The organism is Jatrophihabitans sp. YIM 134969 (assembly GCF_054456675.1).
Genome location: NZ_JBTJEQ010000003.1, coordinates 149,356 through 175,277 on the forward strand (window position 1 = coordinate 149,356; position 25,922 = coordinate 175,277).

Sequence of the window (25,922 nt, forward strand, 5' to 3'; positions counted from 1 at the left end):
GAGTTCATCTCGGGCGAGACGGTCGGCGCCGTTGTGGAGTTGCGGCGGCAGAGGTGGGGTGCGTAAGGACGGCATGTCGGCCCGGGCTGCAGGCAGCTGTTCGGAAGACTCTCGCAGCGCTCTGAATGGGGGCCGGCCGCGTTGACGAACAGCCGTCACGACATCCGGTTGATGCGCTGCTGCCCTTCCTGCTTGGCCTGCTGAGCCTGCTGCTTGACGCTCGGTGCGTTGCGGATCGCCTGCCGCATGAGCGGCTTCTCGCTGTCGTACTTCGCGAGGACGATGTCCCAACGGAGGATCTTGCCGTACGACAGCGATCCGAGGCTGTTCTGGATGAGCCCCTTCACCGCGGCCGCGACGCCAACCGAGCCATGACCGCTGCCGACGATCGTGAGGGTCGACGTGGCCGGGACGGCAGAGGGGGTCAACGCCCACCGCTCCGCGACTGCGCCGTTCCCGACCCACGCGGTTCATGGCCGTCACCGGCTCGCGTCCACGTTGTCGAGCGCAGGACCCGGCGACGCCCCGCCGGGCCACGGTCCGGCGGGGCGCGGGTCGTGCCAGATCAGGTCAGCTTGGTCGTCAACACGTTCAGGTTCCAGCTGCCGAGACCGGTGGTGTAGTCCCAGCCGGGCGTGGCGGTGTAGACGCCGTTGACGCCGGCGAGGACGTCGTGGAAACCGGGCGTGGCGACCGGAACGGTCGCGCCGTGCTGGGCCGCGGTGTAGAGCGCGTACAGCTTCGGCGGCGCAAAGCCCAGCTTGTTGCCGTGGCTCGCCTGCAGACGGGTCCACAGGCCCATGGCCAGCGGCGAGCTCAGGCTGGTACCGCCGATGGTCTCCGGGGTGCCGCCGACGTAGATCTGGGCGCCGGTCGTCGGGTCCGCGTCGAACGCGACATCGGGGACGCCCCGCAGGCCGGCCGCGGCCGTCGGAACGACGCCGGTCTGCCAGGCGCCGCCGGTCTCGACCGGGCTCGCCCCGCCGCCGCCGGCGTTCCAGGCGATCTCATCGGTGTAGTTGTCGCTCGCGTCGGTGAGCAGTGTCGTCCCGCCGACCGCGGTCGTGTACGGCGACGACGCCGGGTACTCGGTGTCGGGCAGGCCGGCCCCGGGCACGCCGTTGGTCGGGGCGACCGCGCAGGCGCTGCCGGTGTCCCCGGAGGACGCGAAGAACGTCTGCCCCTGCACGGCCGCCTCGGCCAGGGCGATGTCGTCGACGAGCATCGAGCCGTCGAGGTACGGGAGCAGATCGCACTCGCCGAGGCTCGCCGAACCGCTGCTGGCGACGTCCTGGCTGACGAAGCCGTTGATCGCGCGGGCGAGGTCGGAGTCGGTCAGCGAGGTGGCGTCGTAGAAGTAGAGCCGCTTGACGTTGGGGGCGACGCCGGTCGAGGTCTGAGAGTCGAGGTCCCACTCGTCGGCGCCCGCGGTGTCGGTGCTCGACGGTCCGGTCTTGACGATGGTGACAGGGACCTGCCGCAGCTTCTGTGCCGTCTCGGCCGTGCGCAGGTCCTTGACCGTCGAGGTGAGGTCGCCCTCGGCGATGACGGCGAGGCTCACCCCGTCGCCGGCCTTCGTGGCCGAGGCGTTGTAGACGGTCGTGTACTCCTTCGGGAAGTAGCCGGTCGTCTTGGGCAGGGTGGGGGCCGCGGTCGGGTGCGCGCCCAGGGTCGTCAGACCCAGCACGGCGGAGACCGTCCCGGCCAGGCTCGCGGGGACCTGAGCGGTGCTGGTGTTGGCCAGGACCTCCGAACCGGCCTGGGAGAACCGGGCGATCGCGGTGTGGAACGCCGACGACGCCTGCGCGACCGTGGCGCTCGCTGTCACCTGCAACCGGTTGGCCGAGACCGTCACGCCGCTCATCCCGGCCGAGGACAGGTACGTGGCGACTGTCTGCGCCTGCGCCGCAGTCGCGCCGAAAGCCGACGCGAACTGCGTCGGGGTGAGGAAGTGCTCGAACGCCGGCGACGACGGCGTCGACTGCTGCGCGATGAGAGCGTCGAGGCCCGCACGGTTGTGCGGGGTCAGGCCGACGGTGATGCGCAGCGGCGTCGCAGGATCGGCCGCGCCCAGCAGCGTTGCAGCCTGCAACGGCAGAGCCCGGGTCGCGGTGTCGGTCCACGCGGCGGCCGCGTCGGCGTTCGCCGCGGCGAGTCCCGGTGCGACGAGGGCACCGGCGACGACGCACACGCCGACCGCACGGCGACGACGGGAGGACGGGGAGGGCAGAGGCACGGGTGGGCTCCTCGGTGGAGTCAGGGGATGGTGCCCGGTCCAACATCTCCTGCCCGTCTCGGATACGGCCACGGTCGAACCATGACACGAAGACATCCGAGCTCTTGCGTTCATGAAGACGACGTCAAGCCCAGCCACCTGGGTGCAGGTCGCGGAGGGTGACCGAACCGGTCCGCGGTCAGGGTCGCGGTGCCACGACCAGCAGACAGGTGTCGTCCGCGGGGGCCTCGGGGACCATCGCCGCGACCACGACGTCACGCAGCGCCGCCGCCCCCTCCGCACCCACGGCACCGGCCACGACCTCACCCAACCGGTCCAGTCCCTCCTGCACGCTCTGCTGCCGGGTCTCGACGAGGCCGTCGGTGAACATCACCAGCGCCGAACCGCATGGCACCGCCGTCGAGGTCTGGGCGACCGGACGCCCGGCGATGACACCCACCGGTGGGTTCACCACCCCGTCGAGCTGATGCACCCGTCCTGCCGCGTCCCGCAACAAGGCGGGGGGATGTCCGGCGCGGGTCCAGGTCATGGTCGCGTCGGCGCCGGAACCCCGATCACGGTCCAGGATCCCGTAGAACAGGGTCGCGAACGCCACGTCGAGAACAGCTCGCGACAACTCGTCCAGCCGCCCGACGACGTGCGACGGTTCAGGGTCGGTCCACGCCAGGGCACGGGTCATGGACCGCAGCTGCCCCATCGCCGCCGCCGCCTTGAGGTCGTGGCCCATGACGTCTCCCACCGCCAGGGCCACTCGTCCGTCCGGGAGCTCGATGACGTCGTACCAGTCGCCCCCGACCGACACCCCGGCCGTCGAGGGCACGTACCGGGCGGCGATGTCGAGTCCGGCCACGGGCTGCAGACGCGGGAGCAACCCCGTCTGCAGCGCCAGGGCCGCTTCGTGTTCACGCGCCGACGCCGCCGCGAGTTCGTCGACGGCCAGGCGTTCGCTCGCCACCGCGTCGTCGCGGGACTCCACGGCCCGGACCCGCGCGGTGACGTCGTCCTGCACACCGACGTAGTGCGACACCGCCCCCGACGGTCCGCGCAACGGCGTCAGTGACAGCTGGTTCCAGAACGGCTGACCGTCACGTCGGTAGTTGAGCACCGTCTCGGTGACCGAACCGTCCCGTTCGAGTCCGTCGCGGATCCTGGCGATGGTGGAGCGGTCGGTGTCCGGGCCCTGCAGGAAGCGACAGTTCCGTCCGATGGCCTGGTCCGAGCTGTACCCGGTGACCCGCGTGAAGGCGCGGTTCACCCAGATCAACGGTTCGTCCGGCGCCGAGGGGTCGGACAGACACATCGGCACGTCGGACGCCTCCGCGGCTGCCCGCCACACCGTGAGGTCGATCCGGTCGGCCGGCTCCGACGGTCCCCCACCCGTCACAGAACGTCCGTCCGGGCGGGCTGGCGCTTCACGACCCGGTGGCGACCGACGCCCACACCGTCTTGCCGCCTCCGCCCGGGAGTGACTCGACACCCCACGCCTGGCTCAATGCATCGACCATGAACAACCCCCGACCCGTTCGTTGCGTGTCGTGAGGCAAGCTCAGATCTGAGGGAGGCACGGACGTGTCGTGGTCGAGCACACCCACGTCGACGGCGAACGGCCGAGCTCGCAGCCGCAACTCGATCTCCGGTCGTCCGTGACGCACCGCGTTCGACACCAGCTCGGACACGATGAGCTCGACGTCGCCCATCGTGTCGACCGACAGATGTCCCCACCGGGACACGACGAGTCGGCGGGCGGTGGTCACGGCCGAAGGATCAGCCGGGAGTGAGACCGTCAGCGAGCCGTCGTCCTCCTCGGACAACACGAGATCGGCCGTTGTGGAGGTGAGGTGCTCGGGACTCGACACATGGGTGCAGTCCCCACCATGAGCACCCACGCAACCCTCAGATGCTGATCCGGTGCTGGATGTCGCGGTCGTCCATCTCTGAGACCTGTTGTCACCGACACCTGGCGCTGTGACGTTTGAACGTGTTCAGTGGTGTCGTGACGATCCGTGGCGCAGACCCCCTGGGCAAGGCCGAGGCTCCCGGGGTGCTGCGCGTCGACGCCGTCGGCGACTTGGACTTGGCGACCGCAGAGAAGTTCCTGACCGACGTCGTGTCGCAACTCCCGGCTTGGCCTCTCCACCGCGTTGAGGTCGACATGTCGCGGGTCGAGTTCATCGACTCGACCGGACTCGGCGCCTTGGTCGAACTGCGACGCGCCGCGTTCGCCCACGGCGCCGACACGAAGCTCGTGAACGCAGGCCACCGAACGGAGCGGCTGCTCCAGATCGTGGGCCTCGACACGACCTTCCTGTGAACGGCTCGTCGTCGACGACGGCCGAGGCGTCACAGCCGAACAATGCGGAGTCGCAAGGGGAGCGACACGTCCGGCACGTTCGACGCGTTCGGGCTCATGGGTCGTCGGTCCGGTCGCGCGTCGTCGCTCACAGTCGGTCGCACTGCACCAACGCGGTGTCCGGAGCGTGAACTCGAGTCTCACGACGCGGTCGACCGCAACGGCTCCGCGTCGCGCGCTGGGAGAGGGTCGACAGACATGACACCGAGGCCGGCGCAGGGAACGTCCACGTCCCCGTCAGGGTGCCACGTGGTCGGCCGCACCCCGCCCGCCGTCGAGTGACGACGGGCGAGGCGATCCGGCCCGCACCTCGTCAGTCGTCGGCCCGAACCGTCGGCTCGTCCCCCGAGCGAGCCGACCCTGGCAGTCTGGTCGAGACGCGTGGGGCTTGACGTGGGTCGATCTACCCACGCGGTTCGGCGCCACCGGCTGCCGGGGGACAGCCGATGGCGCCTCCAGTCCGTCCTGGGTGATGACCGGGATGTCCGCTTGATTCCGAAGGTCACGAATTCGCGCCGATCGCGCTGGCGAACGTTGGTCCGGCACGGGCCAGGCGGGTCAGGTCCGGCATCAACGAGGCGGGAGGACCGGTCGCGTCCCGGGCAGGGTTTCTCCGTGACCGAACAGAGTGTCGCCCCCTCCCCGCATGACCGCACCGGAACGGAGTACGACGTCGTGGTGGTCGGTGCCGGTAGTGGCGGGATCGCCGTGGCGACCGGGGCCCGAGACCGGGGGATGCGGGTGGCGATCGTGTCGGCCGGCTTCGTCGGTGGCGAGTGTGCGTTCGTCGCCTGCATCCCGAGCAAGAGCCTGCTGCGTTCGGCCCGCGCCCGGCGCGAGGCCCACGAGGCCGATCGCCACGGTGCCGCACCGGACCCGCTACCCACCGGACCCGACGACCGGGCCTGGACCGCCGCCGTCAGGCGGCGAGACTCCGCCGCCAACAACCGTGACGACAGCAACGAGGCCCAGCAGGTCAACGACGATGGCATCGACGTCATCCGAGGGTTCGGACGGATCACCGGGCCGGGTCAAGTCGAGATCGACGGGCGTCGGCTGACCGCGGATCGCATCGTCCTCGACACCGGCTCGACTCCCGTCATCCCCGACATCGACGGACTCGACGACGTGCCTACCTGGACCTCGGACCAGGCCCTGTCGTCCGACGAGCGGCCCGACCGGCTGCTGATCGTGGGCGGCGGGCCCATCGGGTGCGAACTCGCGCAGGCCTACAGCGCGTTCGGCACCGAGGTCACCGTCATCGACACCTCCGACCGACCGGTGTCCGCCGAGGACCCGGCGTTGGGTGCCGCCATGCTCCAGGTGCTGCGCCACAACGGCGTCCACCTCATGCTGGAAGCCCGTCCCGAGAAAGCCTTCCGCGAAGGTGACGACGTCGTCCTGCAACTCGAGGACGGACGGCGGGTCACCGGCGACCGGGTGCTGCTCGTGACCGGCCGCAAGCCCGCCACCGACGCACTGGATGCCACGAAGGCCGGTGTCGAACTCGACGAGTCCGGGGCGGTCGTCGTCGACGACCGCTGCCGGGCCGCCGACGGCGTCTGGGCGGTCGGTGACGTCACCGGCGTTGCGCCGTACACCCACACCGCCACCCACCAGGCAGCCGTCGTGGTCGACGACATCGGTGGTGGCGAACTCGCTCTTCGCGTCCACGCCGACGCTCTGCCGCGAGCCGTCTACACCGACCCGCCTCTGGCGGCGACCGGTCTGACCGAACAGCAGGCCCGAGACACCGGCGCTGACATCGTCGTCGCCGAGGTCGACCTGGCCGACGTCAGCCGCGCCGGCACCGAAGGAGACGGCCCACTCGGCCCAGAGAACTCGTCCGGCGGGATCCTGCGGCTCGTCGCCGACCGCACCCGCCGGGTGCTCGTCGGCGCCGGAGCTGTCGGACCCGACGCCGACTCCTGGATCACCGAGGCCACACTGGCGATCCGGGCGCAGATACCGATTGACCTACTCGCCGAAGTCGTCCGTCCGTTCCCCACCTTCGCTGAGGCGTTCACGGCCGGATACCGCGAACTCCGCGGTCAGCTGTCGTGACGGTCAACCCCCGTCGCAGGCCCGCCGATCTCCCTCGGCTACGGGCCTGCCCATCTCGGGCACCTCGGAGGATCTGCAACAGCCGCTGGGATGTGATGCGCTGAAGGCGGATCCCGCACGGATGCATCGGGACGCAGTGCCAGCCGTTGCGCAGTTGCGTGTCCGAGACGGGGCTGTCCGTCCCACGAGCAACTCCGCAGTCGACCTACACCTGCTTCGAGTGCAGCAGGGTGAACGACCCGTCGGCAACCAGCAGTGTCGTGACCGGGGCAACCACCTTCTGGTCGGTGTCGCTGGAAAGCGCCAGCGCCCAGTCAGCGTGGGGGGCCTCTGGGACGGTGAACTCGACGACGTTCTCGGCGGCGTTCAACAGCAGGGCGAACGCGTCGCCACCGGGGTGCCCGAAGACGAACGCGATGGACCGGGCGTCAGAGTTGTCCCAGTCGGCCTCGTCGAACGGCTGGTTGTCAGACCGTTGCACGGTCACCCAGTCGGTCACGCCCTCCTTGCGCTGCTCGCGGAACCAGGCGGGTCGGAGGGCCGGGTGCTCGGCACGTAGCTCGATGAGGGTGCGGGTGAACACGAGCAGATCGTGATCGACCGCGGCCCAGTCGAACCAGGACAGCTCGTTGTCCTGGCAGTAGGCGTTGTTGTTGCCGCCTTGTGTGCGGCCCATCTCGTCTCCCCCCAGCAACATCGGCACTCCGGCCGACAGCAAGAGTGTGGCGAGGAGGTTGCGTCGGGCGCGAGCGCGTTTGCGGTTGACGTTGTCGTCGTCCGTCGGGCCCTCGGCGCCGTTGTTGAACGACTTGTTGTCGCTCTCACCGTCGTTGTTGTCTTCGCCGTTCGCGGCATTGTGCTTGCTGTTGTAGCTGGTGAGGTCGGCGAGTGTGAACCCGTCGTGAGCGGTGATGAAGTTGACGGAGGCCAGCGGTGAACGCCGGTCGGCCTCGTAGACGTCGGGACTGCCGAGGATGCGCTGGGAGGTGGCGCCCAGGGCGCTGTCCTGACCACCCCAGAAGCTGCGGACGTCGTCGCGGAACTTGCCGTTCCACTCCGACCACCGCGCCGGGAACCCGCCGACCTGATAGCCCGCGGTGTCCCACGGCTCGGCGATCATCTTCACCGAGGCGAGCACAGGATCCTGGGCGATGAGGTCCGTGAACGCGCTGTGCTTGAGGTCGTCACCGCCTTGCCGGGTGAGAGTCGTCGCGAGGTCGAACCGGAAGCCGTCGACGTGCATCTCGCTGACCCAGTACCGCAGCGAGTCCATGATCAACCGCAGCGCGGCAGGCTTGCCGACGTTCAGGCTGTTGCCGGTGCCCGTGGTGTCGAAGTAGTGCGCCTCGTCGCCCTCGACGAGGCGGTAGTAGTCGCCGTTGTCCAGACCTTTGAAGGAGTAGGTCGGGCCCAGGTCGTTGCCTTCGGCGGTGTGGTTGTAGACCACGTCGAGGATGACCTCCAACCCCGCCGCGTGCAGCGCCTTGACCATCGCCTTGAACTCGGCGACCTGACCACCGGCGTCACCCACCGAGCTGTAACCACCGTGCGGGGCGAGGAACCCGATGGAGTTGTAGCCCCAGTAGTTGCGCAGGCCCTTGTCGGCCAGGTGATCGTCCTGGACGAACTGGTGCACGGGCAGCAACTCGACGGCGGTCACGCCCAGGTCGGTGAGGTGCCGGATGGCAGCGGGGTGGGCGAGGCCCGCGTAGGTCCCCCGGATGTCGTCCGGAACGTCGGGATGGGTCGCAGTGAAACCCTTGACGTGGGTCTCGTAGACAACGGTCTGTGCGAGCGGGGTGAGCGGACGGTCGTCGTAGCCCCAGTCGAAGTCACGGTCGGTGACCACGCCCAGCGCGGTCTTGCCGGCACCGTCGGTGGTGTCCATCGTCCCGGGGTCGTTCATGTCGTGGGCGAACACCGCTTGCCCGGACTCCGGTTCCCCGGTGATCGCGGTAGCCATCGGGTCGAGCAGCACCTTGTGCGGGTTGTGACGGAGACCGGCGGCCGGGTTCCACTCACCGTGCACCCGCAGGCCGTACGTCGTTCCGATCTCGACGCCGTCGACCAGGCCGTGGAACACCGTGGCCGTCCGGTCGGTCAGGCGGGTACGGGTCTCCTCCCCCTCTGCGAACACGCAGAAGTCGACTGCGTCGGCGGTCGAACTGTGCACTGCCACGTTGGCGCGGCCGTCGGGGCGCAGAGTCACGCCGAGCGGGTAGGGAAATGAACGGTCGGGCGAGTTCGTCACGGGATCCTCAGGAGTCGGTGCTGCAGTCGTCGCTTCGGACATGCCCACCACAGCTCCTCCGCAACCGCCCACGCCGCTCGGCTCAGCAGCTCCCGAGGTGCGTCCTGGCCGTGGCCCTGAGTCGGGGTGGCAGAGCCGAGATGTCATGGTGGGCCCGACAGTGAGCAAGTCCCCAAGTCCCCAAGGGGTGCGTTCATCGTCTGCACACCGATGTGAGCTGGTCGCAACACGGGGCAGGCACACGCGACTCGCGCTCACTCGCGAGACACTCCGGAGAATTGTTCGATGCGGTCGAGCAGTTCCTCCAAGCCGGCGTCGAACTCCTCCGGCCACACGCCCGGCAGCGAGGCCGGCGGCCAGCCGGTGTACTGCTGTTCGGGCACGTTCCCGGTCAGCGGGTCCAGCTGCTCGGTGGGGCTGTCGCCGGGCTTGGGGTCGGCGAGCGTCATGGCGCTGGTCTCCGACAACAGGGAACCGAGCAGGAAGCCGTTGGAGCTGCGCCAGATGAACAGGCCCTGGTCATCGGTGAACCCTGCTCGGACAAGGCGGTGATCCTCGACTCGATCCACCGCAACGACCGACTCGCGGACAGGCGGGACCGCTCGGAGTCAGTCGGCGAGCTGTTGTCGGAGGCGTTCACAGTGCGCCCTGCGAAGTACCGCCTGCGCGGTCAGGACCGAGCTGAGCGAGCCGGACCACGAGGGTGCAGACACTCCTTGCGGAACAGGAAGATGAGGGCTGCACCCGCTACGCAGGTCGGCGCGTGGGACCCGCCCGGGTAGACACTCCGGTACCTACCCGGGCGGGCGCGAAGTGGAGGGTTCGCCACCATCGGTGGCCCGACCCTCCGCAGTGTGTCACCCTCATCCCCCGATGGAGCGCGACGCAGATGGAGTACCACCGCGAAAGGCGCATCGAACAGGGTCCGCCGCCTTGTCGTACGGCTCACGTTGACGGTCGAGTCATCCACGCTCGGCTTGCGTTGACGAGTGCTGGCGGGTCGGTTCTGCCGCTCCGTCTACGTGGGTGAACAACCGTGACGTCCGTCCAGCACGAGCAATCCGGACCAGTGACGGAAGAGCGGTCAGGTGCACCCCGAGGATGTAGACAGCACGCAATGGCGATGAGACCGGCCCGCCGATCTGGTTCAGGATCCGAGGCCGGCGGCGTAGAGGCCGCCCACCTGGGCCGCGATCAATGTCGTGGTGAAGTAGGCAGCGAACCGTACCGACCCCGCGAAGTAGTAGCTGGTGGGGATGGACACCCAGTTGTCGAGGTTGTCGTAACCGACACGCAGGTACATGGCATTGGTCGAGTAGGTCTGCGCCGTCGTGACAGTGGGATCCTGGGCGACCTGGGCGCCGTCGACGTAGAGGGTCATCCCGTTGGTGCCGAGAGTGACGACCACCTGATGCCAGGCGCCGTCGTTGTAGCTGGCGGTGCTGTTGACCGTCTTGACGGCATTGGGGTAGACGCCGAAGTACAGCTGCCCGGAGTTGTTCATCCACACCTGCCTGTCGTATTCGGTCGACGCTCCTGTCGCGGCATTACCGAAACCGATGAGCCGACCACCCCGCGTGGTGGTGGTGTTGAACCAGACCGACTCGGTGAAGCTGGAATCCAGAGGGAGCGCGGTGGTGCGGGAGACGAACCCGGTGCTGCCGTTCAGGACGATGTTGTAGGCGGTGCCGCTGACGGTGTCACGTGGGCAGGCGGTGCTCACCCTGCGGTAGGAGACGCCTCCTACGGTGTAGAGGCCGGTGCGGTTGGCGCCCGAGATGTCCCGCGCCATTCCGGCAACGTTGAGCACTCCGGTGTCATCGAGCGGCCAGGCGACCGACGCGCCGAGGGTGGTGGAGGCCTGGGCACAGGTCCAGAACGAATTGGTGGTGACGGCGTTGGCGGCGTTGGACAGCCGTGCAGAGTATCCGCCGACAGTGCCAGGCACCTTGACTGCGACCACCAGGGCCGCACCGGTGGCGAGCGCGAGTATGGACGCCAGGAGTCTGGGCGACGGCGGGCGAACGTTCATGTGGGCATGGCGATGGCAGGAGAAGCCGCATCAGACAGTCCGACCTCGAACGCAGGGTGGGGATGGCGGCGGAAGCCGATGCCGAACACCCACAGCGAGGGCGCCAGCCACACGAGAGCCAGCAGCAACCAACCACCCCACGACAGGTCGAGCTCAGCCATGATGGCGTAGCGGCTGCTGCCCCCGGTCTTCGCGAAGTGGACGGTTCCGACCTCGCCCGCGCCGAGATGGACACTGTCACCGGTGCCGTGACCAGGAAGCGGCAACACCGTCACGGGGAGCAGACCGGTGGAGACGGCGGTGATGACGGCGCCATCTGGTCCGCTGGTGGTTTCGAGTTGCACCAGTCCGACGAACGGGTGGATCACGAGCGAGGCCACGGCGTACAGCACCGTGAAGCCCAGTAACCGGACTGGGCCGCGACGATCAGGCTCCAGCCACCACCGAGTGAGGGCGACGACGACCGTGCCGCCAACCAGGAGCAGTGGCAACGCCCGGGCGAGGTAGCCGAGCCCGGGGACGACAAGAGTCACCCGGCCCACCAGCTCGCGGTCTGTGGTTCGCCACGGGTCGTCGCTACCGTTGATGTCGCCACGGGTGGTGACGGCATTGTTGTTGACTGCAACGATCCGGTGAGTGTAGGTGAACGCTGCGGCTCCAACGGGATGGAAGGACACCACGTCGCCGACGTGAAGTTCGTGAACGCGAGTGGGTCGGGTGAGGACGAGCGCGCCAACGGGGGCGGCGGTGCCCATGGACGGCGTGCGGATGACGAACCATCGACCGCCGCTCGACCAGAACACACCAACCGCCAGGAGCACACCCGTGACCAGTACCGCAGCCGCCACCGACGCCACGAGGCGACGGGTGGAACGTCCGAAGTGGTCACGGGGCAAGACGTCTCCTTCAACCGGTTCGGTGACCACCGTCGACCTCACCTGCTTTCCTCTGGGGTCGACCCGCCACGCCGCGCCCGGATCGGCCGTTGCGGACCGACCCGGGCACGGGCGAGAGGAGCTGGCGCCTACAGCCTCAGCTACCGGCGGTGAACAGCCAGACGAGAGGTTGGGTGACGGTGAGGCCCTGATAGGCGTTGGTGAGACCCGCGGGCAGCGTGACGGTGAAGTTGAATGTCACGGCGGCGTTCGGCGACATCGAGTTGATGTTGTAGGCACCGTTCGTGTTCGCAGCGGCCAGGGTGGTCCCGGCCGGGATGACGTTGGTGGTGGTTCCCCCGACGACCTTGTCGAGCTTGATCGTCATCTTCGAGCACAGATCGGTCGCGCTGCCGGCCACGTTGCCCGACTGGGCGCACGCGCCGGGAGTGAGCGTGAAGGCGCTCGCGGTTGCCGTGCCGGTGTTGCTGATGACGATGGTGGCCGAGGAGGTGCCACCGGGAACGAGGTTGGCGACGCCGCCGAACTTGTTGATCGTGGTGCAGGTGGCGGAGTTGACCGCGACCGAGTTGGTGTCGGTGCTGTTGCAGGTTGTCGTGGCCTGTCCGACCGTCTGGCTCTCGGTCATGACGAGCGTGCCGTCGGTGACGGTGTTGGCGCTGTTCGTGATCTGCGCGGTGAACGCCGACAGCGTGCCGGTTGTCGACAGCGCAAGTGCGGCGGTGGCGCCGACGCCGGCGAGGACGGCCAACGGGGCGAAGCGACGGCGACCGGACCAGCGGGAGCGTGTCGGGAGCGAGCGGCGAGTTGGCATGGGGGGACGCCTTTCGGGGGAGGAGGTCGGGGGCCTACGCCCGCCACAGGTACCCGAATACGTGCTGCTTCAAGCCTCTCGGACGAGAACTTCTTGATGCTCGAGGGAAATCAGCCCAGGGTGGAGCGAGTATAAGCGGCTTATTTCCCGATATTTAGCCACATTCGGACTGCACCGCGTTTCCTCATCGTGATGAACCTCTTGAGATCTGTGCGACTTGACAGAAGTGTCAACTCGCGTCGATCGCGGGCACGGTCCGGGCCGCGGAGGCAGCGCCCAGGAGCGGCGACGCGCCCAGTTCCGCCTCGAGGAGGGCGTGGGTGCGTTGGAGGTGGGTCGCGAGCATGACCCGCGCGACGTCGAGTAGGCCGCCGATGTGTGGATCCGCCAGTTGGCAGACCACCTGACTTCTCACGCGGCGACTCGACACCATGCCGGCTCGCCGGAGAACGCTGACCTGCTGCGACAGGTGGGACAGCTCGAGACCGGTGTCGGCTGCCAGCTCGCCGATGGTCTGTTCCCGCTCCGCGAGGAGCTCGACCACGCGAACGCGCGCGGGATGAGCCAAGGCCTTGAAGAGTGCGGCGCTGGCTTCCGGCATGGCACGACCAGGCGTGAACGGCACAAGCGAACGCTACCGCTTGCTTGACGACTTCGTCGCTTGACGAAGTCGTCAAGTCAGGACAGGGTTGCTGACGGGCAAGCCCATGTCAGCGCGATGACTCGGTGGCCACCGAGCTCGGAACAGTCGCACCGACCGATGACGGCGGCAGTCCGGTCAGCACCACGTCCTCCGCGATGGCCCGCAACTTCCGGTTCTGGCTCTGACTGGCCTGCACGAGCAGTTGGAACGCGGCATCGTCCGTGACTCTCATCGTGGACATCAAGATTCCCACTGCCGCGCCGATGCGTTGTTGGTGGGGCATGGCGGACCGCAGGCCGGCGACGTCGGTTTCGGCCTGCAACGCCCTCTGCCTCCAATGGGCGACCTGGGCCTCGAGGACGGCGACTCGTGTGTCCGTCGCCGCCGAGTCGGAGGCGTGGGTCACTGGATGGAGGCTAACGACTCGGGACTTACACCGTAAGGCGGCTGACGATGCGGGTTCGGACGCTCCACCTCTGCGCTCGCGGGCTTCACCGACCGCACGGTGGGCGTGCTGCAGATCGACCGCTGGTTGCGGCGCTCCCGATCGCTCTCGTCACATTCCTGCCCGGTGGGCCGGTGCCCGCCTGACGCATCACAACATCTCAGACGGGGCATACCGGACCGCATGACGGCGGCAGCCACCCCCGATCCCGCCTCGGTGGTCCCCACGCGTCCCGCCAGCTGTTCGAGGACACCACGCGACGACGGCGACACTGTTGTCCTCGCCTTGTCCGCGGACGCGACCGCAGTGGTCGAAGCGCGCCGGTTCGTGGCCGACCGGTGGTGCTGGCTGGACGGCGTCACCCTGTCCGACGTCGAGCTGGTGGTGTACGAGCTCGTCACGAACGCCGTGCGACACGGTCGACCCGACATCGAACTACGACTCCGTGTGGAGCCGTTCGCTCTCGACGTTGCCGTGCTCGACCACGGCTCTGACGACATACCCGATGACACCGCCGTGAGCGGGACGACCTCGCCGACCGGCCGCGGTCTGGCGATCGTGGACCGGCTCTCGAGCTTCTGGGGTGTCGAACCCGCCACGGATGGCGCCCCGGGCAAAGTCGTGTGGGCCAGCATCACCCGTCGGCGCTGAAAGCCTCACGTCGGGGCGGCCGGCATGGTGCTCCGCGCCGGCGGCTCGTGCCCCCTCCAAGGACCTGAACGCGTGAGTCGGTCACACCGAGCGAAGTGTTGGGCGCGAGGCCCCTCCGTAGGTGGGCACGAGAGCAAGCAACCGACCGACGCGCCGATGAGCGAGACCCGCAGAACCGTGATGGTGGCGCTCGCGCGGCTCAACCAGCGGATCGCACCCACCCGTTCGGGTACGGCGAGGAACGCTTCTTCTGTGGCGTGTTCGCAGCGGTGGGATCTTCGTGTCCGGCGATGGATTCGCCACCTACCAGGGCATCGAGGCCATCGCCGGTTCTGGCGCCGAGCGCGACTCGTCATCGATCGAGTTCACCGCGATCCACGTCATCCTCGCGGTGGCGCTCGTCCTCGGGGAGCGTTGTTGCGCAGGGCGCTCGTGCAGGTCGCCACCGAAGCCCGGACCGCCCACCGGTCGTTCCAGGAGTTCGTCGTCCGCAGTCCGGGCCCGACGGTCAAGACCGTCGCGAGCGAAGACACCGTCGCAGTGATCGGGGTCCTGGTCGCGTTCGTCGGCACCGTGCTGCACCAGGTCACCCACGTCGCGGCATGGGACGGCATGGCGTCGTTGGTCATCGCCGCTCTCCTCGCGTACGTCGCGGTGGTGCTCGGTCGCGACACCAAGGAGCTGCTGATCGGCGACGCCGCCGACCCGATGCTGCCCGCGACCGCGTACGCCGTGATCAGCAGCTACCGCGAGATCGTCGCCGTGCCGAACATCGTCACCACGCAGCTCGGCCCGGCCTCCGGCCTCTCGGCCGCGCGGTGCAGGTCGACGACCACCTCAGCGCGACCGCGGTCGAATCCGTCGCCGCCGACATCGAACGATGTCCTGCACGAGCCTTCGCGCGACCTCGGGCAGGTGTTCACCGACCCGTCGCGTGTCACCGCCGACGACCTGCTCCGCCTCGGTGACCACGTGAGCCAGACCCTGGCCGAGGTCACCGACCTCATCGGCCCCGACGGCCTCGACGGCCTCGACGGCCTCGACGGCCTCGACGGCCTCGACGGCCTCGAGCGGTTGGATCTTCCTCGACGCACCCGCACCGCACATCGGATGCGCACCACGCCGAGGTCCCCGCGACGCACACCGCGCATCCGGCCGTCCGTCGTCCGGCCCACCCGATCTGCACCACATCTCGCGAGAGGGACACAACGCGCCCTGGCTGCCACTGCCGACGCTCACCGCGATGGCCCGCAGGACGACGCCCCCGCTGCGTCGACATCCCGACTCGCGACCACGACACCGGCATCCTCGCGCTGCCGGCCGGCCCGTCAACCGAGCGCCAGGCCGAACCTTTCGTGGTGGACCAGCGGAGATGGTGGGACGACGGGATCTCATGGATGTTGAACTCGTGGTCTCCGAACAAGTCGTCCACGCGGTCGGGTACGAAGGGCCCGAGATCGAGCTGCGCCTCCGTGTGGAGCCGTTGGCTGTCGACGTCGCTGTCCTTGAACTCGGCACCGACAGGAGCCCGGACGGAGTGATGAGTGATGCCTCTTCGTCATCCGGCCGAGGCCTGGCGATCGTCGGACAGCTCTCCAGCAACCGGGGTGTCGAACCTGTCGCCACTGGCCATCCCGGGAAGGTGGTCTGAGCACACCTCTCACACCCGAGCTGACCTGCAACACATCAGCAAGGGGTTCGCCGGAATCCATGACGACCTCCACGGTCCTCACCGCGTCAGCGACGTGTTCACTGAGCTCTCGGAGAGCAGGGTTGCGGAACTGCACGGGCTTGCAACGGTCACCCGTGGAGACCGCGACGTCCGTGGAGCGAGCAGTTCCCCAGTCGAGGGCCGTACACGGCCAGCTCCACACGCGAAACACCCCGACGAGAGAGGGATGGCGCTCTCGAGGCCGGGCGACGTGGTCCGGTTGACCTGTGTGCCAGCTCGCTGGGGCGTGAAAGCCCCAGGCGCAGCGGACATCCTCAGGCGATGACCAGCGCTGAGGACACGTGGACCGAGCTCCGCTACTCCGGCAAGCAGATTCTGCCTGAGACGGACGGAGTCGCCGATGAACTGGACGCGGTGAGCTGGTGGGATGTCGAGGCCGTGCGCTGTGGTTTCGACAGTGAAGAGGTGACGGGTCGGGGGGCGGTTGCCGTGTTCGACGTGCGGCGGCCCGCCGCGCTCGCGACAGCTGTCGCTGCGTACGGCGGGAACGTCGCGCACGTCGGCGCCGTGCTCTTGACTTCTGACGGATGCCCTCGCGAGGGAATCGTCGACGGTCCCATCGACAGCATCGTCGTGTTCTTGGGTGTCGATGTCACGACGGCCGGTGCCGACGCTGGCCTACCCCTGCGCTCGGCTGACCTCATCCGTCAGCGCTTGGCAGGCTCCAGCGCTCTCATCGCCAGCTACCCGCGCCGCCACACCGAGGACGAAGTGGCTCCTTCGTTCCTCGACGGTGTACCGCAAGCGGTACGCACGGCTTGGGCCGCACGCGGACTGACCCACGCCGGCCGAGGGGTCTGGACTCTCCCGCTGGTGGGCGATTGATGCATTCGACGAACATGTGACCGCGTGAGCCCGAGGATGATGCAGACAACCGACAACCAGACCGTCGGCAGCAGCCGCTACGGAGTGGCGCAGGCACGGCCCGGCTCACGCGTGAGGGAACCCGTCCTCGCCCACTGATGGTCTGCCCGTGGGCGAACGCACACCCTGCGTGCGGGAACCGTGTCGCAGCGACCGAGAAGCTCCGCGCGGCACGGGTGGCCTCACCGAGCTCTCGACAGCTTCACCCCTGCCGATCCGCCACGATGAGGCGCCATCCCACGTCGAGACTGGACAGCTCGAGCAGGTCTGCGTGCGTGCGGTGCCACCGCCCGGATGACAGGTCGGCGCGCAGGTCCGAGATCCCGCGCTCGACGATCGACGGGTCGAGCAGCGCGAAGCCAGACATCCCCGCCCGGACCGACGGGTCGAGGTACGCCTCCGGTCGGCGCCAGTACGCCGGGACGAATCCGTCGACGCAGTCCCACGGCACCGGCAACACGCGCACCTCGACGCGCTCGCCGAGCGCCGCCGACACGTCCACGAGAGACGCGACACGCCCCCACGCCTCAGCCATCTCAGGCAGGTAGTGCTCGACCAACCAGAAGTTCGCGTGCGTGGTCGAGTCGAAGTGCACGACCACGACCCGACGCGCCACACGCCGCAACTCCGCGAGCCCCGCCCGCCAGTCCGGCCAGTGGTGCAGCGTGGCGAACGCGGTGGCAACGTCGAACCCGTCGGTCGCAACCGGTAGGTGCTCCGCGACACCACGCACCACGAGCGCGGCACCGGGGGGCCGCTGCGCGATCATGACCGACGACGGCTCCACGGCGAGCACGGTGCGGCCAGGCGACTCGTACGACCCCGTGCCCGCCCCGACGTTGACGACCGTGCGGGCATCATCGAGCGCCCGGTCGACCTCGAGCTGCCAACGCGGATCGGGTCGTCGCCCACGGTGGTAACCGACACCGATCCGGTCGTACACCTCGTCAGCCACCCACGCATCGTCCCGCAACGTCCACGGTGTGCGCACGGTCCGGTTCGAGCCATCGACGCCTGCATCCTGCACGCCTCCCCTCGACAGCATGCGGTTCCCGGTGACTTCGGGTCAGGTGCGGCGCTGCTCGATCACAGCGGCAAACTGCGGGCGTCGGACCTTTCACGATGAATCCGTGACACCGCACGAACACGCCTCGCCTCACCCCACGGCGACGCCCGAGGTGCCCAGCCGCGGAGGACACTCTCCGGCATGCCCGTTCTCCGAGACGACCGCGGACCCGAGACGTGAGTGCGGAGAGCGTTGTCGCCGACGTCGTGGGGGTGATGGTCACCGTGGTCGAGGCCTGCGGTGCCGCCGTCATCGCCGTCGGCGCCGCCTGGGCGTTCATCCGGTTCCTGGTCACCGCAGCGGGCAAGCGACGCACCGAGGCGTTCGTGCCCATCCGACTGACCCTGGGCAGGTTCTTGGCTCTCGGGCTGGAGCTGCAACTGGCTGGCGATGTGTTGCGCACCGCCGTAGCACCCAGCTTCCACGAGATCGGCCAGCTCGCGGCCGTCGCCGCCATCCGCACCGCGTTGAACTTCTTCCTCGCGCGGGAGATCCGGGAAGAGCGCGCCCAGGTCGATGCCGACCACGCTCGGGCTCGGCAGACGGATGCTCACCGGGGGCCGGCTGGTAGCACCACGCCGTCGTACGAGGTGCCAGGTACGACGGCAACGACCCTGTAGCGCAGAGGCCACACCAAGCGTTGTCGGTCGCACGCTGTGCGCGGCGTCGACGCAGCGCATGGTCAGGTGTTGCCGGAACAGCACGAACTCGTCCGCGCCTCTCCACGTCCGACCGCCGCGCCACCGCTCCGCGCCGACTCCGAGGTACAGCCGCTGTCTGCCGCGCGATCTCACTCGAGGGCAAGGTGCGGGGCGCCGCGGCGCGCACTGGTGTCTCTCGTGTCAGATGGCCGTCGACTGTGGTGCGATGCCCGCGAGGGCTGTGAGGGTCGCGGCGGAGAGGTCACATGGGCTGCTGACGGCCGGGCCGGTCATCAGCCGGAAGAACACCGGGCCGACGAGCAGCGCTGTCGCGCTCGAGAGCGAGACAGCCGGGTCGAGGTCACCGCGTGAGCGCGCCCGCTCCAGGAGCGGTCCGGCGGCGTCGTCGAACAGCGACACCGAGGTCATGAGCTCGGCAACCGCGCTGTCGTGCTGCGCCTCCCCGACCAGGGCCCGATACCCCGCGCCCGCATCCGACGTCGTCAAGAACGCCGTCACAGCGGCGAGGAACGTCGTGAGTTCCTCGGCCGTGGTGTCGGCCGCAGGGACCTGCAGTTCGCGGGCGGCGTCGGTGATCGCTGCTTCGAACAACACTTCGGCCTTGGTGGACCACCACCGGTAGACGGTCTGACGGCCCACGCCGGCCCGCTCGGCGATGCCCTTCATGGTCAACGCGGCGTAGCCCACCTCGACCAGCAGGTCGTCGACGGCGTGCAGGATCGCGGTTCGGGCCTGCTCGCTGCGCGGGCGGCCGCCCCTGTCACGCGCGGTGGTCACTTCTGCATCGTAAACGAGACACCGTGCCCCGTAACGGTGGTAGCTTTCGAGACATGAAGACCCGTAACCGGGTGGTCCCGGCTCTCGTCCTGGCCTTCGCCTTCGAAGCCGCGGCTACCACCGCCCTCCTGCCCTTCGTCGTCGTCTGGGCCCACGACCGGGTCGGACTCGTCGGAGTTGCCGCCGGACTGCTGTTCGTGGGCCAAGCGCTGGGCGAGTTCGGCGCCGGAGTCGCGGGCGGCGGCCTCGCCGACCGCGTCGGACGACGTCGCGTCCTCGTGATCGCCAGCGCTGGCACAGCCGCGGCATACGGTGCCCTCACGGTCACGGACGTCTCCTGGGCCGCCATCGTGCTGTTCCTGCTCGCCGGTGTCTTCGAGTCGGCTTTCCACCCGACCGTCGCGGCGATCGTCGGCGACGTGACGCCCGAGGAACAACTGCCGCACGCCTTCGGTCTGCTGACCGTCGGCTCGAACCTAGGGCGGATCGCGGGACCGTTGCTGGGTGCACTGGTCGTGCTGGTCGACCTCGACGCCGTGTTCGCCCTCAGCGCCGGCCTGCTGCTGCTCGCCGTCGTCCTCGAAGTCGCCGCGGTCCCGCGAGACGCTCCTGGGCGCGCGGCCGAAGGGGACGACGAGCCGGAGATCCCTCCCGGCACGCTGCGGGCGTTGCGCGCCGATCGCGCGCTCGCCGGCCTCGTCACGGCCGGTGGACTGCTCGCCGTCGCCGGGACATGGTTCGAGGCCGACGGTCTCGTCGCCCTGCGCACCCAGACCGCCGTGGGGACCACAGGTTTCGCATCACTGTTCACCATCGCCGCGCTGGTCACCATCGCCGCGCAGGTCCCGATCACCCGCCTGACGGCACGAACCGCTCCGGGCCGTCTGCTCCTCGTCGGAGGCCTGCTGCAGGGCACCGGCCTCGCTGCCCTCATCGCCGCGCCCGCCGGCTACACCGTGCTCGTGGTGGCCGTCGTGATCTCCGCGGTCGGAGCGATGCTCTACGGCCCGACCGTCTCGACCCTGGTGACCCGCCGCGCCCCCATGCACCAGCGAGCGTCGTACCAGGCAGCGTTGTCGATCAGCCAGGACGTCGGCACTGCGCTCGGCCCGATCAGTGGTCTCGCTCTGCTCCGGGTCGCGACAGCCGCCGGACTGTGGTCCGTCGCCGCCGGTGCGTCCGTGATCTCCGGGCTTCTCGGCCGAGCCGCGGTGGCACGACCAACAGCCGAGATCAGCGATCCGCCTGTTTCCACAGCCAGGTGACGGCCGACGGACCCGCGTTCCTCTTCGCGATCCGACTGTGAGCGAGGACGCGGCTGTCGGGGTCATGGCACCGACGCTTGCGACATCTACGGTGGGAGCACATCGCCGCGGCCAGATCGCCGCCGCCACCCGGATGTCGGACCGCCCACGGATGATGGCCAGGTGAACCGCACCAACCGGCTCTACGCCCTCGTCGAGGAGTTGCGGGCCGTTGCCCCGCGCCCGAGGACATCGTCCTGGTTGGCGCGTCGCTTCGAGGTCAGCACCCGCACGATCGAGCGCGACTTGATCGGGCTGCGCGACGCGGGTGTTCCGATCTGGTCCGAACCCGGCCGAGGCGGTGGCTACGCGCTCGACCCTGCGCACACCCTCCCGCCGCTCGCCCTGACCGCCGCGGAGGCCTTGGCCCTGTCGGCGGCGTTGCGTTCGGTCGCGTCGTCGCCGTTTCGGGACGACGCGCGCAGCGCCGCCCACAAGGTGCTAGCCGGTCTGCCGGCCGACGTGCGCCGGCGCGAGGAGCAGCTCGCCGAGCACGTTCATGTCGTGCCGGGCGACGCTGCGGCTACCGCGCACGAGCAGGCCATCCGCGATGCCGTCGCCCAGCACCGGGTCGTACGCCTGACCTACCGTGGCCGGTCCGGTGCAGAGACCGGACGCGACGTGGAACCGCTCGGGCTGCTGTGGGCCGACCCGTCCTGGTACCTGGTCGGGTGGTGCCGCCTGCGGGGCGGGTTGCGAGGGTTCCGACTCGACCGAGTGCTGGCCGCCGATCTGCTCGATGAGCACCCAGCGCCCCGCGACGATGCCGTACTGCGACGTGAGCTCGCGCGGCTCGACGCGAGGCCGCTGGGTGCGATGTGACCACGAACACCGACAGGACGCTGTCGCCGTTCACTTCGACAGTAGGCGTCATGACCTTGGACATCGCACGCGCGACCGCCCTCGCCGACTCGTGGCTGCTCATGTGGAGCGAGGCCCCGTCGCTCGCCCACCACCTCGTCGCCGACCCGTTCGCACTCTGGCTCGGTGTCGGTCCCGTCGCCGACGCCATCACCGACGCCGCGGGCCTGCAGGCCTTCGTCGAGCGCTACCACGCGGCCACACCCAACATCTTCACCACCCGAGTGGTCGTCGCTGACCCCGTGACCAACCGCGTGGCGCTGACGTGGGACGTCGAGCGGTCTGCCGGGCGCGGCATGCTGTCCGGGATCGACGTCCTCGACCTCGACGACGAATGCCGAATTCGCACCGTCTGGTCGGTCACCGGCGCCCGACTCCTGCCGAGCCGCTCGGGGTCGGTTGTCTGATGGACCGACCGTCCCGGCGAGCAACCCCGAGGCAGCTACAAGGCGAGCCCGGACGATGCCGTGGTCGCAGTGCAGGCGCGCTTGTTGCTACGGGCCGGCTCGGCTGCGGCTTCGCCTCCGCAGACAATGCACGACTGAGACATCAACACCGTCGACGCCTGGTGACGGTGCGCGTGAGGGTGCCTTTCTGCGACTCCTCCGGCGCATCGCGGCGTGGCAGCTTCGTCTCCCTCCAAGACTTCGATCATCCGTGTCGTCTCTCCACGATCTGCCGAGTCCGCGGCGCGCTGATGACTGGTGACGGGGTTCGGAGCGACACGCCGCTGCCGGGCACGAAGGCGGTTTCGTGCCCGGCAGCGGGGTCTGGGCGGGGCTGCGATCAGCCCACAGGGACGAGCTGCCAGTTCTGACCGAAGTTGCCGTTGCCCGTGACGGAGTACTGCTGCACGTACGTCGAGTCGGTCAGCGTCCCGCCGGTCAGGTCGAGCCCGAGCCCGCTGGTGCGGTTGGTGATCTTGTAGAAACCACTGCCCACCGAGGTGAACGCCCACTGCTGGTTCGAGTTGCCGGTACCGCTGATGGCGTACTGCTGAACCTGGGTGCCGTTCGTGGTGCTCCCGCTCGGGTTGTCCAACGCAGCGCCGCTGTTGACGTTCACGATGTTGTAGTAGCCGGACCCGGCGTCGACGAAGCGCCACTGCTGGTCGCGGTCCCCGCTGTCGGTGTACTGGACGATCTTGGCGCCGTTCGCGGTGGAGGAGCCCTCCACACCAAACGGTTTGCCGCTGACGCGCGAGACGATGCGGAACACCCGGTTGTTGCCGGGGGTGGTCGGTTGAGCGGTCGCGGCGCCGATCGACCCGACGAACGTGGCGGTTGCCCGCGGGGTCAGGGTGTAGGCGAACGAGCCCTTGCCGTTCCAGGTCGCGGTGAAGGTGGTGTTGGTGGCGTTGGTGTTGGTGGCCACCAGCACCTCTTGACCGTTGGGGTTCTTGAAGGCGGAGGTGACGATTCCGCGGGCGTTGACCGTGGACGAGATGTGGACGGCGCCCGGCTTGACGAACTTGGCGAGCTGCGCCAGTTGGTAGTAGATGCCGGTCTTGGTCACGGTGGTGCCGTCGATGCTGATCATGCCCTTGCAGCCGTTGCACCCGCCCAGGTGCGGTCCGCCCGAGGACGTGAGGGCCAGGTTCCAGAGGACGACACTCTTCGCCCAGTTCTGCGTCGAGAGCAGTGCCATGTCAGCGGTGCCGTACCTGATGATGTCGCTCGGTCCGACATCTGAGGAGCACTCGGTTTCGTAGGCGTCCTTGCTCGGGTACTGGTTGTGCACGAGCGTCATCGCCGCCGGGTCACTGGTGTTGTCGTAGCAGTGCCAGGCCGTCCCGGCCAGGTCCGGGTTGGCGGCCGAGGCCACCAGCGCCTGCGGGAACTGGCCCTGGTCCGGGTTCGCGTACTCCCAGTTGTGGTCGAAGCCCAGGATGGGTGTCGACAGGCCGGCCGAGGTCAAAGAGGGCTTGAGGTAGCTGTGGATCCAGCTCCCCAGGGCCGTCGCGTCCCACTTCATCCCGGGGTAGTCCGACGGGGTGTAGAGAGGCTCGTTCTGTGGCGTGACGGCGAAGATGGGCACGCCGGCGGTCTGGTAGGCCTTGATCCACTTGACGAAGTAGTCCGCCCACGCCTGGTTGTACGTGGGGTTCAGGGTGGTCTGGACCCCGCCGGAGGTTCCGAAGATCGACTGCGGGGTCTTCATCCAGGCCGGCGCCGACCAGGGGCTGGCGACGATCTGCAGGTTGGGGTTGATCGCGAGGGCGTCCTTGATGACCGGGATGATGTAGCCGGTCTCCGACGACGTCAGGGCGAAGTTCTGCGTCGGGTTGCTCGAAGGGCCCGCGGTGTCGTCGCTGGTGTAGTGCGTGCTCGTCGCGGTGAAGTCACTGGAGGTCATCGGTAGCCGCCAGAAGGACTCACCCAGCCCGGTCGAGGTGTTGAAGATGTCGTTCATCAACGAGGAGTACTGGCTGGGACTGGACGTCTTGAGTTGGGACAGCAGGTAGGTCGAGGAGTTCGTGAACGACGCTCCGAAGCCGGAGATGGTCTGCGAGGTGATCGAGTCGTTGACCACCACGTTCGGCGATCCGGTGGTGACGGCGCCCAGCGTGATGGACGCTTGTGGGGACAGGTTGGCCGAGCCGTCGGCCTTGGTCAGAGTGACGCTGAGGGTTTCGCCGACGGCTTGGGCGGGTTCGGCGGTGGTGACCGCGGCGAGCGCTGCGGCGGTGGCGAGTACTGCACCGAGCGCGACCACGCGGCGGCGTGGTCGGCGGGGGGTGTGCGACACGGTTGTCTCCTGTGACGGTGTCGGGGGTCCGGCGTCCCGGCCGGGGCGTCGGTCGACGTCGCGGCACGAGCCGCAACGTCCCGGACGGTCGGTGCCACTCGCCGACACCACTGTCCGGAGTCAAGGTCAGGCCAACGGCGGCACCGCGTTCGCGGCGATGACCCGCTGTAGCCAGCGGGCGCTGTCCTTCGGGATGCGGGTCTGGGTCGGGTAGTCGTTGTAGACCATCCCGAATCGCCAGCCGTAGCCCTCGGCCCACTCGAAGTTGTCCATGAGGGACCAGACGATGAAGCCGGCCAACGGGACGCCGTCGTCGATGGCGTCGGCGGCAGCGCGGAAGTACCCGTCGAAATAGGCGATGCGTTCGGGGTCGTGGATCTGCCCGTCCGGGGTGGCGTAGTCGTGCAGCGCCAGACCGTTCTCCGTGACCCACAGCGGCAACGGGGTCCAGTCCCGGTGGAGTCGGGTGAGGACGTTGTAGAGGGCTCGCGGGCGGATGGCGACCCCGCCGTCGGTGACAGGCGGCTCAGGGGTCAACTTGCGGGCGCCTCGGACGCGGTCGTTCTTGCCGTCGCCGAGCCCGTCGGCCGCGACCACGTGGTGTTGCTCGTAGAAGTTCACGCCGAGCAGGTCCCCCGGCGAGGAGATGAGTTCGAGGTCGCCGGGTCGGACGAAGGAGAAGTCGGTGACGCCCTGGTAGAACGACGCGGCGTCGTCCGGGTACTCCCCGCGGAGCACCGGCGACAGGAACATGCGGTTCTCGACCAGGTCCACCTTGTTGGCGGCTGCAACGTCCTCGGAGCGGTCGGTGGCGGCGTGGACGTCGGAGAGGTTGAGGGTGATGCCGGCTTCGGCCTGCGGTGCGAGCGCGCGTATCCGTTGCATGGCTCGACCGTGGGCGAGCAGGACGTGGTGGACGGTGGAGACGGCGAGCGCCTCGTCTTGCAGGCCGGGTGCGTGCCGACCTTCGAGGTGGCCGATGTACGTGACGCAGAACGGCTCGTTCACCGTGATCCAGGTGGGGACGCGGTCGCCCAACCTGGTCAGCACCGCCTCGGTGAAGTCGGCGAAGTGGTCGGCGACATCGCGGTTGCCCCATCCGCCCTTGTCTTGCAGCCACTGCGGCATGTCCCAGTGGTAGAGGGTGACCATCGGGTCGATGCCTCGCGCGAGCAGGCCGTCCACGACCCGGTCGTAGAAGTCCAGGCCGGCGGCGTTGACCTCGCCGTCAGGGTGCGGGACGACGCGGGACCAGGAGACGGAGGAGCGGTAGACCTGCAGGCCGAGCGTCGTGAGCAGGTCGAGGTCGGGCTCGAGGCGGTGGTAGTGGTCGCAGGCGACGTCGCCGTGGTCGCCGTGCTTGGTGTTGCCGGGCGTGTGAGCGAAGGTGTCCCAGATCGACGGTGTCCGGCCGTCCTCGGCGGCGGCGCCTTCGATCTGGTAGGCGGCGGTGGCGCTGCCCCAACGGAAGCCGCGGGGGAATGAGCGAGCGGTGCTGGTCACGGTGTGCCTCTCGGGTTCGGGCA

At 68.9% G+C, this 25,922-nt stretch carries 24 protein-coding genes; 9 read left to right on the plus strand and 15 right to left on the minus strand.

Annotated elements, in window-relative coordinates:
• Positions 1–155 precede the first annotated feature (155 nt).
• From ACXR2U_RS03145 to ACXR2U_RS03160, 4 genes are all read right to left on the minus strand, one after another.
• On the minus strand, positions 156–428 hold the full coding sequence (locus tag ACXR2U_RS03145) for a hypothetical protein (protein ID WP_458823468.1): 273 nt from the start codon (positions 426–428) through the stop codon (positions 156–158).
• 137 nt (positions 429–565) lie between these two features.
• On the minus strand, positions 566–2,236 hold the full coding sequence (locus ACXR2U_RS03150) for a S53 family peptidase (protein WP_458823469.1): 1,671 nt from the start codon (positions 2,234–2,236) through the stop codon (positions 566–568).
• Between the two features lie 178 nt (positions 2,237–2,414).
• Positions 2,415–3,620 carry a PP2C family protein-serine/threonine phosphatase gene (locus ACXR2U_RS03155; RefSeq protein WP_458823470.1) on the minus strand — a complete coding sequence of 402 codons (1,206 nt, stop codon included), beginning with the start codon at positions 3,618–3,620 and terminating at the stop codon, positions 2,415–2,417.
• Positions 3,621–3,648: 28 nt separating this feature from the next.
• Entirely contained in the window at positions 3,649–4,122 is a 474-nt protein-coding gene (locus tag ACXR2U_RS03160; RefSeq protein WP_458823471.1) for an ATP-binding protein, read from the minus strand.
• A gap of 107 nt (positions 4,123–4,229) precedes the next feature.
• On the opposite strand from ACXR2U_RS03160, the gene ACXR2U_RS03165 reads away from it, so the two are divergent.
• Both ACXR2U_RS03165 and ACXR2U_RS03170 read left to right on the plus strand, forming a co-directional pair.
• A complete protein-coding gene (locus tag ACXR2U_RS03165) occupies positions 4,230–4,547 on the plus strand; it encodes an STAS domain-containing protein (protein WP_458823472.1) in 318 nt (105 codons plus the stop codon).
• Positions 4,548–5,201: 654 nt separating this feature from the next.
• Entirely contained in the window at positions 5,202–6,650 is a 1,449-nt protein-coding gene (locus tag ACXR2U_RS03170; RefSeq protein WP_458823473.1) for a dihydrolipoyl dehydrogenase family protein, read from the plus strand.
• A 205-nt stretch (positions 6,651–6,855) separates the two neighbouring features.
• Here ACXR2U_RS03170 and glgX read toward each other — a convergent pair whose 3' ends face one another.
• The 7 genes from glgX to ACXR2U_RS03205 form a co-directional block, all read right to left on the minus strand.
• Positions 6,856–8,943 (minus strand): glycogen debranching protein GlgX, encoded by a 2,088-nt coding sequence (gene glgX / locus ACXR2U_RS03175; protein WP_458823474.1) that lies wholly within the window; start codon positions 8,941–8,943, stop codon positions 6,856–6,858.
• Positions 8,944–9,155: 212 nt separating this feature from the next.
• Positions 9,156–9,470: a hypothetical protein gene (locus ACXR2U_RS03180; protein ID WP_458823475.1), complete on the minus strand. Its 315-nt coding sequence runs from the start codon at positions 9,468–9,470 to the stop codon at positions 9,156–9,158.
• 578 nt (positions 9,471–10,048) lie between these two features.
• Positions 10,049–10,933 (minus strand): LamG domain-containing protein, encoded by an 885-nt coding sequence (locus ACXR2U_RS03185; RefSeq protein ID WP_458823476.1) that lies wholly within the window; start codon positions 10,931–10,933, stop codon positions 10,049–10,051.
• Complete coding sequence (locus tag ACXR2U_RS03190; RefSeq protein ID WP_458823477.1) at positions 10,930–11,871, minus strand: S26 family signal peptidase; 942 nt, start codon at positions 11,869–11,871, stop codon at positions 10,930–10,932. Before ACXR2U_RS03190 ends, ACXR2U_RS03185 begins: the two co-directional genes overlap by 4 nt.
• A gap of 94 nt (positions 11,872–11,965) precedes the next feature.
• Positions 11,966–12,643 carry a hypothetical protein gene (locus tag ACXR2U_RS03195; RefSeq protein ID WP_458823478.1) on the minus strand — a complete coding sequence of 226 codons (678 nt, stop codon included), beginning with the start codon at positions 12,641–12,643 and terminating at the stop codon, positions 11,966–11,968.
• 229 nt (positions 12,644–12,872) lie between these two features.
• Positions 12,873–13,268 (minus strand): ArsR/SmtB family transcription factor, encoded by a 396-nt coding sequence (locus ACXR2U_RS03200; protein WP_458823479.1) that lies wholly within the window; start codon positions 13,266–13,268, stop codon positions 12,873–12,875.
• A gap of 85 nt (positions 13,269–13,353) precedes the next feature.
• The gene (locus ACXR2U_RS03205) at positions 13,354–13,692 is read right to left on the minus strand and encodes an ANTAR domain-containing protein (RefSeq protein WP_458823480.1); all 339 of its coding nucleotides are present in this window, start codon (positions 13,690–13,692) and stop codon (positions 13,354–13,356) included.
• Between the two features lie 222 nt (positions 13,693–13,914).
• Here ACXR2U_RS03205 and ACXR2U_RS03210 point away from each other — a divergent pair, with 222 nt between their 5' ends.
• From ACXR2U_RS03210 to ACXR2U_RS03220, 3 genes are all read left to right on the plus strand, one after another.
• Positions 13,915–14,382 (plus strand): ATP-binding protein, encoded by a 468-nt coding sequence (locus ACXR2U_RS03210; RefSeq protein WP_458823481.1) that lies wholly within the window; start codon positions 13,915–13,917, stop codon positions 14,380–14,382.
• 432 nt (positions 14,383–14,814) lie between these two features.
• Complete coding sequence (locus ACXR2U_RS03215) at positions 14,815–15,786, plus strand: cation transporter (protein ID WP_458823482.1); 972 nt, start codon at positions 14,815–14,817, stop codon at positions 15,784–15,786.
• Between the two features lie 589 nt (positions 15,787–16,375).
• Positions 16,376–16,939, plus strand: a complete 564-nt coding sequence (locus ACXR2U_RS03220) for a hypothetical protein (RefSeq protein ID WP_458823483.1) — start codon at positions 16,376–16,378, stop codon at positions 16,937–16,939.
• Between the two features lie 241 nt (positions 16,940–17,180).
• On the opposite strand, the gene ACXR2U_RS03225 is transcribed toward ACXR2U_RS03220, so the two are convergent.
• Positions 17,181–17,933, minus strand: a complete 753-nt coding sequence (locus tag ACXR2U_RS03225) for a class I SAM-dependent methyltransferase (RefSeq protein ID WP_458823484.1) — start codon at positions 17,931–17,933, stop codon at positions 17,181–17,183.
• 326 nt (positions 17,934–18,259) lie between these two features.
• On the opposite strand from ACXR2U_RS03225, the gene ACXR2U_RS03230 reads away from it, so the two are divergent.
• Positions 18,260–18,664 (plus strand): DUF1622 domain-containing protein, encoded by a 405-nt coding sequence (locus tag ACXR2U_RS03230; RefSeq protein ID WP_458823525.1) that lies wholly within the window; start codon positions 18,260–18,262, stop codon positions 18,662–18,664.
• 222 nt (positions 18,665–18,886) lie between these two features.
• Here the strand turns inward: ACXR2U_RS03230 and ACXR2U_RS03235 are convergent, their stop codons facing one another.
• Positions 18,887–19,483 carry a TetR/AcrR family transcriptional regulator gene (locus ACXR2U_RS03235; protein ID WP_458823485.1) on the minus strand — a complete coding sequence of 199 codons (597 nt, stop codon included), beginning with the start codon at positions 19,481–19,483 and terminating at the stop codon, positions 18,887–18,889.
• Between the two features lie 53 nt (positions 19,484–19,536).
• Here ACXR2U_RS03235 and ACXR2U_RS03240 point away from each other — a divergent pair, with 53 nt between their 5' ends.
• The 3 genes from ACXR2U_RS03240 to ACXR2U_RS03250 all read left to right on the plus strand — a co-directional run bounded on the left by ACXR2U_RS03240 (position 19,537) and on the right by ACXR2U_RS03250 (position 22,055).
• On the plus strand, positions 19,537–20,748 hold the full coding sequence (locus tag ACXR2U_RS03240) for an MFS transporter (RefSeq protein ID WP_458823486.1): 1,212 nt from the start codon (positions 19,537–19,539) through the stop codon (positions 20,746–20,748).
• Positions 20,749–20,910: 162 nt separating this feature from the next.
• On the plus strand, positions 20,911–21,609 hold the full coding sequence (locus tag ACXR2U_RS03245; protein ID WP_458823487.1) for a helix-turn-helix transcriptional regulator: 699 nt from the start codon (positions 20,911–20,913) through the stop codon (positions 21,607–21,609).
• 50 nt (positions 21,610–21,659) lie between these two features.
• On the plus strand, positions 21,660–22,055 hold the full coding sequence (locus tag ACXR2U_RS03250) for a hypothetical protein (RefSeq protein WP_458823488.1): 396 nt from the start codon (positions 21,660–21,662) through the stop codon (positions 22,053–22,055).
• A gap of 379 nt (positions 22,056–22,434) precedes the next feature.
• On the opposite strand, the gene ACXR2U_RS03255 is transcribed toward ACXR2U_RS03250, so the two are convergent.
• Both ACXR2U_RS03255 and ACXR2U_RS03260 read right to left on the minus strand, forming a co-directional pair.
• Positions 22,435–24,396: an RICIN domain-containing protein gene (locus ACXR2U_RS03255; protein WP_458823489.1), complete on the minus strand. Its 1,962-nt coding sequence runs from the start codon at positions 24,394–24,396 to the stop codon at positions 22,435–22,437.
• Positions 24,397–24,522: 126 nt separating this feature from the next.
• Positions 24,523–25,899, minus strand: a complete 1,377-nt coding sequence (locus ACXR2U_RS03260; protein WP_458823490.1) for a GH1 family beta-glucosidase — start codon at positions 25,897–25,899, stop codon at positions 24,523–24,525.
• Positions 25,900–25,922: the final 23 nt, after the last annotated feature.